Source organism: Maridesulfovibrio ferrireducens, from assembly GCF_016342405.1.
GTDB classification, from domain to species: domain Bacteria; phylum Desulfobacterota; class Desulfovibrionia; order Desulfovibrionales; family Desulfovibrionaceae; genus Maridesulfovibrio; species Maridesulfovibrio ferrireducens_A.
In genome coordinates, this window is sequence record NZ_JAEINN010000001.1 from 221,088 (window position 1) to 237,418 (window position 16,331).

Annotated in this window: 14 protein-coding genes and 1 tRNA gene; 10 read left to right on the forward strand and 5 right to left on the reverse strand. The window is 41.3% G+C overall.

The genetic code is table 11. From position 1 onward, the window contains the following. Positions 1-193 precede the first annotated feature (193 nt). Complete coding sequence (locus JEY82_RS00965; protein WP_304081743.1) at positions 194-601, forward strand: hypothetical protein; 408 nt, start codon at positions 194-196, stop codon at positions 599-601. A 17-nt stretch (positions 602-618) separates the two neighbouring features. Here JEY82_RS00965 and JEY82_RS00970 read toward each other — a convergent pair whose 3' ends face one another. Beyond that, positions 619-3,045, reverse strand: a complete 2,427-nt coding sequence (locus JEY82_RS00970) for a cache domain-containing protein (RefSeq protein WP_304081745.1) — start codon at positions 3,043-3,045, stop codon at positions 619-621. 532 nt (positions 3,046-3,577) lie between these two features. On the opposite strand from JEY82_RS00970, the gene JEY82_RS00975 reads away from it, so the two are divergent. From JEY82_RS00975 to JEY82_RS01010, 8 genes are all read left to right on the forward strand, one after another. After that, positions 3,578-3,961 (forward strand): RidA family protein, encoded by a 384-nt coding sequence (locus JEY82_RS00975; RefSeq protein ID WP_092157094.1) that lies wholly within the window; start codon positions 3,578-3,580, stop codon positions 3,959-3,961. Positions 3,962-3,996: 35 nt separating this feature from the next. Next, positions 3,997-4,998, forward strand: a complete 1,002-nt coding sequence (locus JEY82_RS00980) for a D-cysteine desulfhydrase (RefSeq protein WP_304081748.1) — start codon at positions 3,997-3,999, stop codon at positions 4,996-4,998. A gap of 113 nt (positions 4,999-5,111) precedes the next feature. Continuing rightward, complete coding sequence (locus JEY82_RS00985) at positions 5,112-6,107, forward strand: TRAP transporter substrate-binding protein (protein ID WP_092157090.1); 996 nt, start codon at positions 5,112-5,114, stop codon at positions 6,105-6,107. Positions 6,108-6,172: 65 nt separating this feature from the next. Then, positions 6,173-6,664 (forward strand): TRAP transporter small permease, encoded by a 492-nt coding sequence (locus tag JEY82_RS00990; protein ID WP_304082027.1) that lies wholly within the window; start codon positions 6,173-6,175, stop codon positions 6,662-6,664. Positions 6,665-6,676: 12 nt separating this feature from the next. Further along, positions 6,677-7,957: a TRAP transporter large permease gene (locus JEY82_RS00995; RefSeq protein ID WP_304081750.1), complete on the forward strand. Its 1,281-nt coding sequence runs from the start codon at positions 6,677-6,679 to the stop codon at positions 7,955-7,957. Between the two features lie 63 nt (positions 7,958-8,020). Next, positions 8,021-9,271 (forward strand): hypothetical protein, encoded by a 1,251-nt coding sequence (locus tag JEY82_RS01000; RefSeq protein WP_304081751.1) that lies wholly within the window; start codon positions 8,021-8,023, stop codon positions 9,269-9,271. Next, the gene (gene murI / locus JEY82_RS01005; protein WP_304081753.1) at positions 9,234-10,121 is read left to right on the forward strand and encodes a glutamate racemase; all 888 of its coding nucleotides are present in this window, start codon (positions 9,234-9,236) and stop codon (positions 10,119-10,121) included. Before JEY82_RS01000 ends, murI begins: the two co-directional genes overlap by 38 nt. A gap of 79 nt (positions 10,122-10,200) precedes the next feature. Further along, a complete protein-coding gene (locus JEY82_RS01010) occupies positions 10,201-10,866 on the forward strand; it encodes a GntR family transcriptional regulator (RefSeq protein ID WP_304081754.1) in 666 nt (221 codons plus the stop codon). Positions 10,867-11,206: 340 nt separating this feature from the next. Here the strand turns inward: JEY82_RS01010 and JEY82_RS01015 are convergent. From JEY82_RS01015 to JEY82_RS01030, 4 genes are all read right to left on the reverse strand, one after another. After that, positions 11,207-11,283 (reverse strand) — tRNA-Arg (locus JEY82_RS01015). A gap of 127 nt (positions 11,284-11,410) precedes the next feature. Continuing rightward, on the reverse strand, positions 11,411-11,827 hold the full coding sequence (locus tag JEY82_RS01020) for a hypothetical protein (protein ID WP_304081756.1): 417 nt from the start codon (positions 11,825-11,827) through the stop codon (positions 11,411-11,413). Beyond that, positions 11,824-14,049: an MFS transporter gene (locus tag JEY82_RS01025; protein ID WP_304081758.1), complete on the reverse strand. Its 2,226-nt coding sequence runs from the start codon at positions 14,047-14,049 to the stop codon at positions 11,824-11,826. Before JEY82_RS01025 ends, JEY82_RS01020 begins: the two co-directional genes overlap by 4 nt. Continuing rightward, a complete protein-coding gene (locus JEY82_RS01030; protein ID WP_304081759.1) occupies positions 14,013-14,585 on the reverse strand; it encodes a TetR/AcrR family transcriptional regulator in 573 nt (190 codons plus the stop codon). The genes JEY82_RS01025 and JEY82_RS01030 overlap by 37 nt, the downstream gene beginning before the upstream one ends. 1,086 nt (positions 14,586-15,671) lie before the next feature. Between JEY82_RS01030 and JEY82_RS01035 the strand changes: the two genes are divergently transcribed. Beyond that, a complete protein-coding gene (locus JEY82_RS01035; protein ID WP_092160316.1) occupies positions 15,672-16,319 on the forward strand; it encodes a succinate dehydrogenase/fumarate reductase cytochrome b subunit in 648 nt (215 codons plus the stop codon). Positions 16,320-16,331 lie beyond the last annotated feature (12 nt).

A 16,331-nucleotide genomic window follows, 5' to 3' on the forward strand; every position in this document is an offset into this window, starting at 1 on the left:
TTTTTTCTATATAGTCATCGTAAGATGGAACTTTACTTATCGAATAAAAAGGAAATGTTCAGAGCTGAGGACTATTAATAAGTTTACTTGCGAAATAGCTTAAATACAGGGTATGAGATAGTTGTTTTTTAATAGCATTGTTATAGTTGCTTTGTAGTTATTAGAGATTTGTAAAGGTTCAGAGGAGGCCATCGTGGAAAATCATAATATTGCGATTATCGGACTGGGGAGAGTCGGGGCGGTTTTTCTGGAGAAGGTTTTAAATAATGACGGCGCTCTTAAAATAAGAAGCGTTTGCGAGTTAACTGAGACAGCTGGTAAACGGTTGGCGCTTGAGAAGGGCGTTCCGGTTGGTTGTATTGATGACATCGTTAAGTTTGGTGTTGAAATCGATGTTATTTTTGATTTTACCGGGGATGAAAAAGTCGCTGAGATTTTGCGCAGAAAGCTGGCAGAATCAGGAAATAATTACACTCAGGTTGCACAGAAAAGGCTTGCAAGGCTGGTCTGGGCTCTTATCGCCGAGGATGAATATTTGCCGGAAGTCAGATCTACAAAGTCTCAGTCATATGCAGATATGCTTTTGTCTCAGCATGAATAATTTTTGTATTAAGGCTTTTACTGGTTGGTGAAGATTGGAAGGGTTACAGTGAACCTTGTTCCTTCTCCGGGATTGGAGTCTGCGGTGATAGTTCCGCCATGGTTATGTGTAATGATGAAATATGAAACAGATAGACCCAGCCCGGTTCCTGCTCCGGGAGCTTTGGAAGAGTAGAAGGGTTCAAATATCCTTTTTAAATATTTGTCAGAAAGTCCCGGACCGTTATCTTCGATCTCAATGCGAACTGAATTTTTATCCATGGATGTACGAATTGTGATTGTCGGAATTTCTGAGGTTTTGTAGTTTTCGGATAAAGCCTGTGCAGCATTTTTTATCAGATTTAATATGACCTGACTGATTTCCATCTCAGTGAAATTGAAGAGCGGAAGAGGATTATATTCTCTTATAAGATTAATTTTTTTGAAGTCATATTGTTTTTTTAGATCGTAGTCGTTAGCGGCCAGAGACAGTGCATTTTCAATCACTGTTTCAATATTACCCAAAACCTTCGCCGAATTACTTTTGCGGCTGAAATCCAGCATGGATCGGATAATTGTTGCCGCACGGGTTCCTGCATCCTGAATATTTGACAAGTAATAATTTATTCCGCGTTTTTCCATGTAATGCTGAAGCTTGACGAGATCTATCCCACATTCTTCGGCTACAGGAATATTACCGGGTAGTTCGGGTGAAGTCCTGCGAATTATATTCTGAGTGACTTGAAGAATGACGCCGAGTGGATTGTTTATTTCATGAGCCATGCCTGCTGCAAGGCCCCCGACAGACATCATTTTCTCCGTTTGGATCATAATTTCCTGCATTTTCTTACGCTCGGTAATATCTCGCATAACAATCAGGAGCCGTTTTTTTCCGCCGATGGTTGCAACTCTTGCTAGGTTATCAGTCCAGAAAGGTTCTCCATTAATATTTTTTACCATCCACTCGAAGTGAACGGCTTCGCCAAGCAAGGCTTTTTTGAATAATTCTACAGCATATTTATTATCATATGGAGGAGTGTTGAAGCTGATTGTTTCCGGGGTCATTCCGATTGCCTGCATTCTTTCAAGTCCGAAGAAGTCAAGAAAAGCCTGATTTATATCAATGAATACACGTTGTTCAATGTCTAGAACGCCGATAGCGTCTTTAGTTGCGTTGAATATTTCGCGGTAAGTAATTTCAGATTTTAACAGCTCTTTTCGAGCAGCTTCTCTACTGTCGATCATTTTATTGGCAAGGACAGCCATTTGATCAAATTCTTTAAATGCTATCTTTGATTGATTAATTTTAACTGGTGAATCAGTTCCTTTGCGGAAAAAGTTTTCAAACGAATTGAAATTGTCCGTTAAAATTTGTTTGAATTTGTCAGTAAAAAATACAACGGCAAGTGAAAACAGAAAAAACAGTACACATACTGCTGAAATTTGTAGCAAAAGTTTTTCAAAGAGCTCTTCTTTTTTTTCTTTGAGATTTTGTTCGATTAGAGAAATGTTTGATCCGGAACCAAGGTACCAGTTCCAATCAGTGACGGGCAGACAATAGCTGATTTTTAGGACTTGATTATAATTCGCATCTATAGAAGGCACAGTATAGTTTAAGAATCCCCCTCCCGACTTTGCCTTGCTAATTAGTTTTTGCGTAATCTCAGCACCCTTGGAGTCTTTGGCTTTGAGAATATTTTGATCTTTTCCAGGACCTAGAAGAACAAGCCCATCGTAGGTTGCTCCAAAAATATATTCATCCTTATTTAAGTGCATTTGACTGATTCGTTTCAGAACTTCAACCTGAGTTGTTTGTTTAATTGAATTTGAATTTTGTCCAGCTCCGATAATCCAGTCGAAAGGGGCGAAGTTTTTTATGTATGTAATTTTTTGATAAGATTTTCCAGTTTTATCCGGTTTTCGTGAAAGGAACTCAAGAAATCCTTCTTTTTGTAATTGGGCGAGTTCAATTGTTTCTTTGATGATAGCCCGTCCGTTAGGAGTTAGTTTGGGCAGCACATTTGTTAGTTCTAATTCTGGCTGGTCGGATGACATAATCTGCATCCCATCCATGCTCAATACAAATATGTGATCGTTGCTGTTGTTATGGAGAAGAAAACGTAATGCCTCGATGATCACACCTTTTAGCTCGTCTTCCTCCATGGAATCCTTATAGGTTTTATATAAGTGAAGGGCTACTTTATGTGCTTCTAATAATTCTGCTTTGATTGATTCTTTTGCAATTGTTCGGGCTTTGTTTTTACTGAAATTTATGTAGTTTTCAATATTCCCCATCTTTGATTTCAGTGCCGCCTTGACGCTGCCTGTAATAGCTTCTTCGGTTTGAATATTTTCATCATGATAATCTGAAATCATGAAATAAAAGATGATTCCACCAAATATTAGAATTGATGAAATACAAAATGTAAATATATAGCGGGCAAGGGTTGAGGCAATACTCTTCATAAAAAATACCGATTAAAAATTATATCTGAATGTTATAAGAGGAAGTTGTTTAAGTGACGGGGGACGTACGCAGTCTCTCAAACAATGTGTTCTAATTAAAATTGTTATCATTCCGCACACAATGATACAAGAACGGATTTGAATATTTGGACTACATTTCTTAATAGCCGACAGAAAACCTATTCCGAAGGTTTATTAGGGGAATATTTCTTTAAATTTTGAGCATTTTCCCCTGCAAACTTCTTTTGCTGCGTTTGTATTCTCTTATGCTTTTTTTCACGACCTATCGTTGGTAAATTAAAAACCTGAGTAAAATGTCGACATTAAGATGTTCTATATATCTAATTTTATTCATGTATTTTTTACAGGCGAATAATAGTTTGTGAAATTTGGGATTAGATGCTTGACAAGATTGATTGGAATCCATAGATCTAAAAAACGAAGTGTCAAATGTCTAATGTCGACATTCGCCAGTCAGCATGATGTCGATAAACCCGAATGGAATGATTATTCCAACTGGAGAATTGTAAAAATGAGTAACAAGAAAGCAATCGAAACAAGCAACGCCCCCGGTGCTATCGGTCCCTATTCTCAGGGAGTTGTAGCCGGTAACCTGTTGTTTGCATCAGGACAGCTTCCCATTAATCCGGAAACGGGCAAAATGGTTGAAGGAAGCATTGAAGACCGTGCGCATCAGGTTTTTAAAAACCTTTGTGCAATTGTCGAAGCCGCAGGCGGTAATGCTGACGGTGTAGTTAAAACAACTGTTTTTTTGACAGACTTAGCAGACTTTCAGGCTGTTAATGCTGTTTACAGCGAATATTTCAAAGCACCATTTCCTGCCAGAAGCGCAATTCAGGTTGCGGGTCTTCCTCTTGGTTCTGACATTGAAATGGAAGCGATCATCAGTCTCTAATTTTAAAAATCTCAACTCCTTAAGAAGGAAAAATCATGAATCTCGCAAAATTCCCTAGACGTGGTTACTTGCAGGGCCCTACTCCTCTCGAAGCTCTTCCAGCTTTCTCTAAAGCTCTTGGCGGAAAAGTAAATATTTTCATCAAACGTGATGATTTGCTTCCAGGCTGCGCAGGCGGTAATAAAACTCGTAAGCTAGACTTTTGTATTGCTGACGCTCTTGAAAACGGTGCTGACACAATCATTACTTGTGGTGCTGTTCAGTCCAACCATTGTCGTTTGACTCTTTCATGGGCTGTTAAAGAAGGTATGGATTGTCACCTTATTCTGGAAGAACGCGTGAAGGGAACTTATTCTCCTCAGGCTTCCGGTAATAACTTCCTTTTCCAGATCATGGGCGTGAAGAGCATTGATGTTGTCTCCGGCGGTTCTGATATGATGGCTAAAATGAAAGAACTTGCTGCTAAACTTGAAGCAGAAGGTAAAAAGCCTTACATAATCCCCGGTGGTGCTTCAAACACAATCGGTGCTACCGGTTATGTTGCTTGTGCTGAAGAAACAATGCAGCAGCTTTTCGAACTCGGCCTTAATATCGATCACATGGTTGTTCCCAGTGGCAGCGCAGGAACTCATGCAGGTATGGTCGTAGGTATGGTCGGTTGTAACGCTAACATTCCTGTAAGCGGTATCAATGTAAGCCGTCCTAAAGATGTTCAGGAAGGAATTGTTCATAAGCTTGCTGAAGAGACTGCTGAGCGCGTTGGCGTTAAAGGTGGAATCCCAGCAGAAGCAGTAACTTGTTTTGATAGTTATGTCGGACCTGGTTACTCACTTCCTACTGACAGCATGGTAGAAGCAGTTAAACTGCTTGCTTCTACTGAAGGCATTCTGCTTGACCCTGTATATTCCGGTAAAGCTATGGCTGGTCTTATTGATCTCGTACGCAAAGGGCATTTTCCTGAAGGTTCTAATGTTATGTTCTTACATACCGGCGGATCTCCTGCGCTTTACGCATACCTTGATACATTCAGAGACTAATTACATAATGACCCGTACTTCTTTTAAGTGCGGGTCTTTTTTATAAAACCTGGAGGGAGCGAGAGTGTAAATTCTCTCTCTGAATTTTAAAAAAAAATTAGGAGTATTAGAACATGTCCAGAATCCAAACATTGATTTTAGCGCTTGTCATGGTTGTCGCCATGGGTGTTTCTTCTGCAATCGCAGGACCAACTGTAATCAAACTAGCTCATCCCAACGTTCCGCAGCATCCAATGGGACAGGGATTTGAAAAATTTAAAGAACTTGTTGAAAAACGTACTAACGGTGAATTCCGTGTAGACATTTATGACAGTTCAAAATTTGGTAACTTTGACAGCGTTGTTCAGGGCTTACAGTTCAATATGTTGCAGATGGGGTCTGCAGCAACTCCTAATCTCGCTCCATTTTCAGATGAATTCCTGATTTTTGACCTTCCCTTCCTGTTCCCTGATTATGCTGCAGCAGACAAAATCACTGACGGACCTGTCGGTATGAACGCAGCAAAAGCCCTTGAAAAGAGCGGTATTATCGGTCTTGGATATATCGAAATCGGTTTCCGTAATATTTGGAACAACAAGCGTACCGTAAAGACTCTTGAAGATGCAAAGGGCTTGAAAATTCGTTCCACTCCTTCCAAAGCTCATATCGCAACTCTTAAAGCTCTGGGCATGAATCCTACACCTATTTCATGGGGTGAAGTTTACACAGCTTTGCAGCAGAAGACAGTTGACGGTATCGACATCGACCTCAATCTCGCATGGCACAATAACTTCCCTGAAGTTAACAACAACCTCACAATTGTTAACAGCCTCTACAGTCCTCACCTTGTTATGATGTCCAAACGTTTCATGGACAGCCTTTCTCCTGAAAACAAGAAAATCATCCTTGATTCATTTGAAGAAAGTAAACTGTATGAGCGTAAACTTATTCGTGACGGAGAAAAGGAAATCATAGGCAAACTCGCCGCTAAAGGTGTAACTGTTTATACTCTGACTCCTGAAGAACGTGCACGCTGGGCAAAAGCAACTGCCGGTGTATACGCACAGTTTCAAGATCGTATCGGCAAGGACTTGATTAATAAAGCCAAAGCAACAATTGCTGGCGAATAAATTCCTGTAAAGGCTGCCGGGAAACCCCGGCAGCCTGCTTAACGAGGAGTGTCCCCGTGAGTTTTATGAAATTAAAATATCTTGATAAAGCGGAAGAAATTTTTTCTTCGAGCTGTCTGGCTGTAATGGCCTTGATTATCGCAGTTCAGGTCTTTCAACGTTATGTACTTCAGAGTTCTCTGGATTGGTCCGAAGAACTTGCCCGCTATCTTTTCATTTGGTCTGTGTACGTCGGGTGCAGTTATGCCACACAAGCTGACAGACATCTCGAAGTTACTATTCTTCGTAACATGTTCGGTCCGGCCGTTGCTAAATATATAACTATCTTTGCTTATATTTTCACAATTATTTTCTGTGGATGTATAGCTGTCTGGGGGATGCAGATGGTTCTGTTTCTTGCTGAAACCGGACAGAAAACGCCTGCGCTCGAAATTCAAATGTACTGGGTTTTCCTCAGTGTACCGGTTGGACTGGGCCTCATGGCTATAAGAACTGTTCAGCGTATAATTTCAATCTTAAAAGGCGAAGTAGATTTCGCCGCCATGTCCTGCAAATAGAAGGTAATCAATATGGAGACTGCAATAATCCTGACTTTCGTGGCCTTGGCTGCGTTTCTACTCCTCAGTGTTCCCATCGGCATAGCTATTGGAATGAGTGTTATAGTAGGTGTATGGGCGGGCGATATGCTGCCTTACGAATTTATTATTCAGAAGATGGTTACATCTCTTGATGTATTCCCCCTCATGGCAGTCCCGTTCTTTATTATGGCCGGGGAGATCATGCAAAAGGGGAGTATGGCGCAACGGTTGCTTACAGTTTCTAAGAAACTCGTAGGGCATATGACCGGCGGCATGGCTCATATTTCTGTGTTGACAAGTATGTTTTACGGAGCATTATCCGGATCTGCTCCTGCAACAGTTGCGGCAGTTGGTGGGATAATGGTCCCTTCAATGATTAAAGAAGGATACAGTAGATCCTTTTCTACAGCCGTAAACACCGCAGCGGGTTGTCTCGGAGTAATGATCCCTCCAAGTGTTCCACTCATTATTTATGGAACTACTGCCGGGGTTTCCGTTGGTGATTTGTTTATTGCCGGAGTTGTTCCGGGGGTTTTCGTGGGCATTTGCTTGATGATCTGTAGTTATGTCATTTCAAAGAAGCACGGCTACACGGGAACTGGCGACCGGGCCGGTTTTAAAGAAATCATGATTGCAACAAAAGAAGCTCTTGTTGCTCTGATGGTTCCTCTTATTGTTCTCGGTGGTATTTACGGTGGATTAACCACCCCCACAGAGGCCGGAGTTATTGCTGTCCTTTATGCTTTCGTTGCTGAAGGCATCTTCCTGAGAACTCTTTCATGGCGTAAAGTTGCTGAAATTTTCAAAGGAACTGCTCTTACTACATCCTCTATCTTTCTTGTTGTCGCGACAGCTACCGCTCTTGGGCAGATTCTGCTTTTCTATAATGTTCCAGAGATGCTGGTAGAAATTCTTGTAGGTATTTCAGATAATAGATATGTATTGATTCCGATCATCCTTGTTTTCCTACTCATTATGGGAACATTTATGGATGCTCTTGCAAATATTCTGATCCTTACACCTCTTCTTTTACCGGTGGTTAAGGTTCTGGGTATGAATCCGATTCATTTCGGTATTATTATGATCGTATGTTCATCCATGGGATTTTTGACTCCCCCTGTAGGTGTAAACCTGTTTGTCGGATGCAGTATCGGTAATATCAGTATTGAAAAGCTCAGTGCGGCAGTTATGCCTTTCCTTTTCACAATGGTTCTGGCACTGCTTGCAATCGTATTCATTCCTCAGATATCCCTGTGGCTTCCCGGACTTTAGTAGTAAAGAATCTCACTGTCTGCATATGCAGGCAGTGAGAATTTTTTTTAGGAGCAGTTCATAATGAAAGTAACAAAATCAGTTTCCAAAAAGAGTATTATAGGTATTTCAGGTCATGCCGGAGCCGGACATGTGCACAGCCATTGCGGCTTTGTTCAGGATGATTCGGCTGGTTTTGCTGTGGCAACTGAAATTATTAAAAAGGCTTTTCCCGCAAGAACTACAATATCCTCCGTTTCTGCGGATCTTTATTCTGGTGAAATAACTGTCGTCACTGACGGCGGTGGAGTTGGAAAAGCTACAGCCCGGCGTGGTTTTACTCCTTATGAAATTGAGTTGCTGGACAGAGGTGAAGGGCTTGATGCGGTTTACAGTCAAACTGCTGCTTTTAAAGTTTTCGGTAGAATTTACGGGCAGGGTGTCCTTGAAGCTCCCGTAGCTTTGCAGACAGCGTGTTGTCTTGCCGTCATGGATACTTTCGAAAAACAGTTCCCCGGCGAACTTGTATACGGTCTTGAAGACATGCCGAATAAAAACGGTGGTTGTTTCGGGGCATGTGTTGAAATTGAAGGAATTCCTGTTTCTGTGATGGCTTTGGTTAATAGTAGTGACGGTGGCGTGGGGCCGGATGAAGACCTGGAAGGGAATATCATGCTTGGTGATAAAGGGCGTGCTATGAAAGATCTGGGCCTTGATGTTGTCCCTACAATTGTTCTTGAGAGTAAAGCTTATGTCCCTTCTTTGTGTCAGGGAATCGATCATGACAGACTTTGGGTTCGCATCAATAAAGATTCAGACAACGTTTATGTTTATGAAGCCCTTTTGAAGGGACTTGAAAAAACAAAATTTCCTTATATAAATTCAGATACTGCATACCCGAGAGGGACTGGTGAATTAAAAGATGCGGTTGAAGTGTTGGGAGAACGTATCTCTCAAATAGGCTCGACTTTCAGCAAGACAAAGACTTCTGCAGAAAAAGTGACTCTTATTGCCGAACTGGCTCTTCTTGTCAGTCAGGATGCCGGTGGCGTAACTTTTATGAGTTCTCATATGCATGATCAGGTCGGAGGGGGCGGAATTATGTCCGGAATGTGTGCTGTTTTGTCGATGACCGTTTCTGAATCATACATCCGTGAATGGAAAATTCCTGCATTTGTACCTGCCGATTCTGCTAAAATTTTACAAGTTATCAGCGAAGCTTTGCCTGTTCTTGCAACGAACATTCATAAAGCAACTGAACAGCTTAATGAACGTTTTTCATTTAATAAGGATGACCATGAATTTTTGTTCGGCTCAAAAACGGTACGGAGCTGAAGTTTATGAAAATCTTCGCTCAGTACCGAACAGGCCAATAATAGGTCTGTTTGATTCAGGAGTCGGCGGGTTGTCGGTTCTTAAAGAACTCGTTCATCAACTGCCGCAATTTAATTATATTTATCTAGGTGATACAGCGAGACTTCCATATGGCAACAGAAGCCCTGAAGCTATTATAGATTTTTCAATGCAGGCTGTTCGTTTTTTGATTTCACAAGAGGCTGAATCCGTAGTGATTGCATGCAACACGGCCTCATCTGTAGCTCTTCACACTGTGAAAGATTCTTTTCCCGGAATCTCCGTTACAGGGATGGTTGTTGCGGGTGCCCGGGCGGCGGTTTCCAAATCAAGGGGCGGGCGCATTGCGGTGATCGGGACCACCTGTACTGTTACCGCGAAAGCATATGAGAAAGCTGTTGCTGCTTTAGATGCAACGATAGAAGTTAAATCAACCGCTTGTCCTTTTTTGGTTTTACTTGCAGAGGAAGGATGGACTGATGATGAAATCGCTTATATGTCGGTAAAAAGATATATTTTACCACTGCTTGGAAGCTTTGGCGGTATTATGCCGGATAGTATTATTTTGGGTTGTACTCATTTTACTCAATTTAAAAAGTTGATTCAAAAGATAGTAGGGACGCAGACTGTTCTTATTGATCCAGCAGAAAGTCTTGCTGTTGAGTTGAAAGGGGTGTTTAAGACGCCTGATCCGTATTGTCCTGATGATAAAGGAACCATTTCTTTTTATGCAACGGATGCCCTGAGTCGCTTTGCCCGTGTAGGGGGAAAGTTTCTCGGAACTGATATTTCGGCCGAATCTGTCGGCAGAGTTAATCTCGACAACCAGTGAACTTACCTGTAAAGATATGAACAATAATTATTCAAATATTTCATCCGTTGCCTGTGATCCTTTCAGTTCAGAGGAAGATATGATCGGTATAAAAAAATTGACCTATAGCGAACAGGTGGCTGAGTATATCAAGCGTCTGATTCTTGAAGGTGAACTTTCGCCCGGAGATCAGGTCAAAGAAGTAGTTCTTTCCAAAACTCTGGGCATTAGTCGCGCTCCGATTCGTGAAGCCATGCAAATGCTTTCTCGAGAAGGGCTTATTTGTTTTGAGCCGCAAAAAGGTAAATATGTTGCAGCCCTGACAGCAAAGCAGATAGAAGACAGTTATTTTACCGGTGGCGTTCTTGAAGCTGCCGCAGTCACTCAGGCTATATCTCTGTATTCTGATGAAGACCTAAGTAACCTTAAAGAGGTTGTAGAAGGGATGAGGCAGATTGCAGAGACTGGTGAGAATGAAAAATCTTTAGCTGAACTCGATAACGCTTTTCATAACATTTTATTTTCGCGTATCAATAATGAACTGCTGATCGAGTTATGCAGACGTTCATGTCAGGGAATCTCAAAGTTTCTTTTATATCGTTACTGGATAAATCTGTTTACACCTCAAGAAGTGTATGAGCGGCATAATTTAATATTCGAGGCGCTTGAGTCTAAAAAATCTTCCAGACTTGAGAAAGCAATAAGAAAGCATTATGTTGATTCCGGTAAACGAATGGCTCGGCATGGAGTCGATCGGCAGGAATAACCTTTTCGAAAAATTCGTTTTATCTTTTTTAAAGATGTTTCTAATAAAATGCGCTGATAAATATCAGCGCATTTTTTTTGTAGTTTTGTAAACGTTTCTAAGCTGCCTATCCGGCAGAGAACTAGAATTTTTGTATTGAATATTTTATAATTCTACAAGGTTGTGTTGTGAAAAAGATAAAACCCTTTTTAGAAGCAGCATCTTTATGTGACTTAATTTGTTGTGTTTATTAGTTGGCTAAAAAAAGGGTTTTTACGGGAGGGAATCTTACGGATTGGACAAAAACAGCACAAAAAAGAAAAAGGACTTAGATTTTCATCTAAGTCCTTACTTTTTCTTGTGGTGCGCCTGAGAGGATTCGAACCTCTGGCCTACGGATTCGTAGTCCGGCGCTCTATCCAGCTGAGCTACAGGCGCGCTTCGGAAGAAATTACTATGGAGAAAGTTAGTTTTCGTCAAGCATTATTTAAAATAAAGATGAACTTTTTTGATTTAAAATTGTCTCTTACTTTTGGTATAATATTTAACTATCTTAAATTGTTATCTAAAGTGTGTTTTTGTTATTTTGGAGAAAAATAAGGAATGGTAGAATTGTGAGAGCTATAAGAACTAAAACCCAGATTCTTCCTTTAAAAATATTGTAATTTTCAAACAAGATAACCCATGAATTCTTCATAATAAAATGTCCGAAAAGGAATTCAAAGGTGATTGTCAGTATCAACCACATAAATCCTATCAGCAGCGCCTCTCCTGAAGAGTGTAATGGAAACTGTTTTAGGATAAAAAGAGTGTAAAAGGTAAAAAGGGCAATTGCCGTGACAGATGAAAGCTGGTGGGCTGAGAGTTCTTTCATATACTTAGAGTACAGAGCTTCTCTGATTATGCCGTTGACTATTGCGATAAATATCATTGGAATCCATGCGGCTGCGTAGATAGCAATAGTTTGAGGATAAACGGTCATTTGTTTTTCCTTGGCTCCGCGGCTTTTGCTGTAAGGGTAATTTGCGGAAAGTTGTTTGTTTTATGAATGGATTTATCAGGCATTACCCACATGGCTGAACATTCGGGGTAAAAGCGCTTAATAAACTTGGTTCCTGCGATTGGGCCCATTATGAAAATAGTTGTGGCGAGGGCATCAGCTGTTTCCGCGTTTGGTCCGATGGCTGTTGTCGCAATGCTTTCATGTGATGACCGCATCAGTGAAGGGTCTAAAATGTGGTGCCTTCTGGATTCCCCGCTGTTTGAGTCAGTGGTGATGAACTGATAATAATCACCGGAGCCGCAGACAGCCTTATTCTGAATTGCTATATTTCCTAGCAGCCCTTCTCCGCGAGGGTTTTTGATGCCTATGGTCCATGTTTTGTTTCCGTAGCCGTAGAAGTCGCCTCCGGCTTCAACAAGGGCTGTTGTTATGCCTGACACGATGAGCTTTTCAACCGCTGAATCTATGATCGTTCCTTTGGCTATTCCTCCGAGGTCCAGAGCCATACCTTTGTGCGGGAGTTTTACTGTGCCTTTATCAAGGTTTATTTCTACAAGTTTGTAATCAATCAACGGTTTGCGTTTTTGTATGGTCTTTGGTCCCAGCGCATAATAAAATTGGGTGGTAGTGACAGCCCCGATGGTTATATCGAAGGTGCCGTTTGATTTTTCACTGAACTTCAAACCATGATCAATCAATTTAAGGGCTTCTTTTGAAATCGAAATTTCCTTAAGTCCTGCGGCTCTGTTAATTCTTCCGATAGAACCCCTTTTGTTACGGTGATCGAAATCCTTTTGAAGACTGCGCATTTTTGCAATTGCGTTGCGGGCAGCCTTTTCCCCTTTTTTTGCTGATGGAGTTTCAAGGGTCAGATTTACAATAGTTCCCATCGCAACATCGGTGTAGCGGAATAATGTTTTATCCGGGTTTTGTTCCGAAGATTGTTTAAAATCCTGCGTGAAGTTTGTTTGAACAAGAAAGAGTATGGATATTAAAGCGATACTCGGGACTATGAGAATAGATTTGCTTTTAAACTTAATGCGTAGGGCCTGATTTAAAAGAGGTAAACATAGGGCAGCACCAGCAAGTGCAATTAGTTTAAATGAAGTAGTAAGCTCACCTGATAAATTAATAATTATTCCGGCAAGCAGAGGGCCGGCTATAAATCCTAAATTTGTGATCAGGTTTGCAATGCCTAATGTTTTACCCTGTTCAGGGCTTAGTTCAGAACATAGGGCCATGGAGCCGGGAATTGAAAGAGCTGAGCCTGTTCCGATAATGATACCCGCAAAAATAAATTCAGAGATGGTTGTGTAATCGGCTAGAAAATATAGTCCTGCCGCGCTGATGAGCAGGCCTGAGCAAATAATAAATTCCCGTTTGGCTTTAGAAAAGAAACGTCCCGCAATCGGCAGTAAAAGTATGGTCGCGAGATTGGGGATAGAAAAAATTATTCCAGTTGTTACGGTTGGGAGCTGTAGGCTTGATTTTATCAGGATTGGGTAGAACGCAATTAAGCCTCCTATGCCGAGTGTCCTTCCGAAGATGGCAAGCAGGGCGGAGCCGAATATATATTTGCTCTCAATTCGTTTGGGCTGAGGAGCTGCTTGGGAAACGCAGTTTTGTGACAGTTCGCAAAGTGTAAAAAGTAAAAAGGATGTAATCATACATAATGAGAGAGCCGTGAGGATGGGGATGAAATCTCGATCTATATATAAGAAGCCTCCAAGGATAGGTCCGAGGAAGAAAGCCGTATTAATACCTGCAACAAGCGTTGAGAATCTTTTTGTAAGCTTGTTTCCGCTCGTTTGTGCTCCGACTGCCGCCATTCCAACTGTCTTTATAGCTCCTGCGCAGAGGCCCAGAGCGAACTGGATGGCGTAAAGGGATTCAATCGAGGGAGATATTAAATAAATGAGAGGTAGCAGGGAAGCAAGACCTGCTGAAATAAGCAGGATTTTTTTAGGTCCGTTGCGATCAGAGATTATTCCTGAAAGAGGAGCAATGAGAAGTTTTGCAAGGAAGTACCCACTGAAAGCCGTCCCCAGCCACATTCCGCCTGCCATTTCATCAAGACTTAGCAGAGGGAGTGTGAATGTGAAAATACCGATTCCGACTGACGCTATAAATGTAGCAGTAATCAGAAGTGGAATCTGGAATTGTTTTAGCTTTTGGCTACGCTTCGAATTATGAATAAGCATGATTCTTCAAACAGATCCGGAATTTGGTATGGTGCTAGAAATTCGGTGCGGATCGCTCCGACAATATTACCATAAATAAGAAAGGATGTTTGCGGAAGAGGAAGTTGTTTTATGGAACCGTCCTCCATACCTTTTTTCAGATAAGTTTCAATTTGATCAATAAGTCTTTGGAATTTTGCAGCGATTTCGTGTCTGTCCAGTTGCGGATTTTCGTCACTAAACGGTGAGCATCTGAGCAGAGCCGGAAAAGTTGTTCTATGTGCCATTGTAAAATCAAAATAGGATTCAACAAATATTCTTAAAGCATTTAAACCGTTTTCCGCCTTATCTGCTTTTTGGGTGAAAAGAGTCAGCATCTGGTCTATCAGTGCTTCTCCTGATTCAAGGAACAGATGGTCTTTATTTCCGAAGTAGTGAGAGACCAGTCCTGAAGCTACGCCGGCATGGTCAGCAATCATTTTGAGAGTGGTGCCTGTGAAGCCGTGAATTCCGAATTGTTCTTGTGCTGCGAGGAGGATCTTTTGTTTTTTGGTCATCTCTGCGAGGCTCCAAAGTTTTTAAAGCATGTTTGAAGTGAAACTGAATTGCTGATACAGATATTTGTGAAAACTGTCCAAAAGGATTCAAGGCCAGTGGTTAAATAAATGTGTACTTAATGTGATTAATCCTCAAATTAAAATTTAACAAGGTTGTAAATTAGATAATTGTGAAGTCATGAGAAAAAAATAGAGGCTGACAATAATATTTTGATAGTTTATTGTGTCAATAAAAACAAATAAAGCTGTTTATTTTTAGTAGCATATCTCTTCAGTGATACTAATTTCAAAAAAGTAGCATTTATGCGTTCTGCAAAAAACACGAGAGTTGTCAATATTTTTCTCAATATTGATTGACCAGCCAATTAAGGAGTGATATTAGTCAAATCAGATGAAGGAAGCAAGCGACTTAAGTCGTTGCAATTGACAAGCAGAGTTGAGAGTTTTGTGATTCTGGTCCTTTTTAAATTCTTTCCGGGAATCGTAGGAAATAGCTCCTGAGTGAGTTTGCTTTTTGAGACGATTTTTGGGAAGGCGGAGGATGTATGCCAGTTGGAAGTCAAAACATGATCAGCGTGTCCGGTCTAACCCGTTTTAGGCCGAAGCGACAAAATGAAATGCAGAATAGCTCAATGCTTAATTTTGCTTTCGGTGCCTTTTTTTTGTCTGCTTCTTTATCTTCTTCTATCATGCCTTTTTTCGCCTTTCTAAAAAATATATATAGACCTGTTTCGCTTCAAGCGTTTATTCTTAAAGGGTCTTTCTTGCGCATCAAATCCATTTTCAATCACTTCTTTCGCACAAACTCATTCCGATTAATTCATTTACTTCACAGAGATCTATTTTCAGATATTTTCCTGACATCAAATTATAAAGTATTTTCCTTTCGAGGGATTAGGTATTTTAAACCGGGCTGTTAGCTCGGTTTCTAGAGAGGTCTTGCCATCTCTTTAGAGTGTTTGAGTGCGGGACAAGGCTGTATGCAGACGAGTGGTCTGTGGCAGATTTGTACCACTGTAATCAGGCTGATGAGGTCATGTTGGTAGTCCATTAATGCGGGAGTAGTTCCGTCAAAGGAGGATGATTATGGCTTTAGATGTATCCCTGCACGGTGTGCGGCCGGGAAAACGAGATGCGGTTCTTGATTGGCTGCAAATGCTTACCGGTGTCGGATTGGTTGCCTTTATGTGGTGTCATATGTTGCTGGTTTCTTCGGTTGTAATATCACCGAAGGTTATGGATGCTATTGCCGGCTTCTTTGAATACACGTATATGGCTCAAGTTGGTGGCCCTTTGATTTTCTTGACTTTTCTGCTACATTTTGTGCTGGCAGCAAGAAAAATACCTTTCCGTTCCGACGGTCAGGCTGCCATTTGGCAGCATGCAAAAATGCTGAAACACCGTGACACATGGCTCTGGGTTGTTCAGGCCGTAACTGCCATGATTATTCTTGTCATGGGCGCTATCCATATGTGGGTGGTCCTGAATGATCTTCCAATCACCGCTGCAAAATCAGCAGCTCGTATGTCCGAGGGATGGTGGTTGTTATTTTATCTTATCCTTCTGCCTTGTGCCGAACTGCATGTCAGCATCGGTTTCTATCGCATCGGCGTTAAGTGGGGAGTTATCAAGACCGAGGGAAGAGCAAAAGCTAAGAGACTTGAGTTCCTTCTCTTTTCCATCTTCATGGTTATCGGCATCATCACTCTGATCAGGTTCGTAACTTTAAGTTAAACGGGGTTCTTA

Excerpts from the sequence above, each read along its gene's own strand:
- JEY82_RS00970 (WP_304081745.1), bottom strand. The coding sequence starts at position 3,045 with ATGAAGAGTATTGCCTCAACCCTTGCCCGCTATATATTTACATTTTGT.
- JEY82_RS00975 (WP_092157094.1), top strand. The coding sequence starts at position 3,578 with ATGAGTAACAAGAAAGCAATCGAAACAAGCAACGCCCCCGGTGCTATC.
- JEY82_RS00980 (WP_304081748.1), top strand. The coding sequence starts at position 3,997 with ATGAATCTCGCAAAATTCCCTAGACGTGGTTACTTGCAGGGCCCTACT.
- JEY82_RS00985 (WP_092157090.1), top strand. The coding sequence starts at position 5,112 with ATGTCCAGAATCCAAACATTGATTTTAGCGCTTGTCATGGTTGTCGCC.
- JEY82_RS00990 (WP_304082027.1), top strand. The coding sequence starts at position 6,173 with ATGAAATTAAAATATCTTGATAAAGCGGAAGAAATTTTTTCTTCGAGC.
- JEY82_RS00995 (WP_304081750.1), top strand. The coding sequence starts at position 6,677 with ATGGAGACTGCAATAATCCTGACTTTCGTGGCCTTGGCTGCGTTTCTA.
- JEY82_RS01000 (WP_304081751.1), top strand. The coding sequence starts at position 8,021 with ATGAAAGTAACAAAATCAGTTTCCAAAAAGAGTATTATAGGTATTTCA.
- murI (WP_304081753.1), top strand. The coding sequence starts at position 9,234 with ATGAATTTTTGTTCGGCTCAAAAACGGTACGGAGCTGAAGTTTATGAA.
- JEY82_RS01010 (WP_304081754.1), top strand. The coding sequence starts at position 10,201 with ATGATCGGTATAAAAAAATTGACCTATAGCGAACAGGTGGCTGAGTAT.
- JEY82_RS01020 (WP_304081756.1), bottom strand. The coding sequence starts at position 11,827 with ATGACCGTTTATCCTCAAACTATTGCTATCTACGCAGCCGCATGGATT.
- JEY82_RS01025 (WP_304081758.1), bottom strand. The coding sequence starts at position 14,049 with ATGCTTATTCATAATTCGAAGCGTAGCCAAAAGCTAAAACAATTCCAG.
- JEY82_RS01030 (WP_304081759.1), bottom strand. The coding sequence starts at position 14,585 with ATGACCAAAAAACAAAAGATCCTCCTCGCAGCACAAGAACAATTCGGA.
- JEY82_RS01035 (WP_092160316.1), top strand. The coding sequence starts at position 15,672 with ATGGCTTTAGATGTATCCCTGCACGGTGTGCGGCCGGGAAAACGAGAT.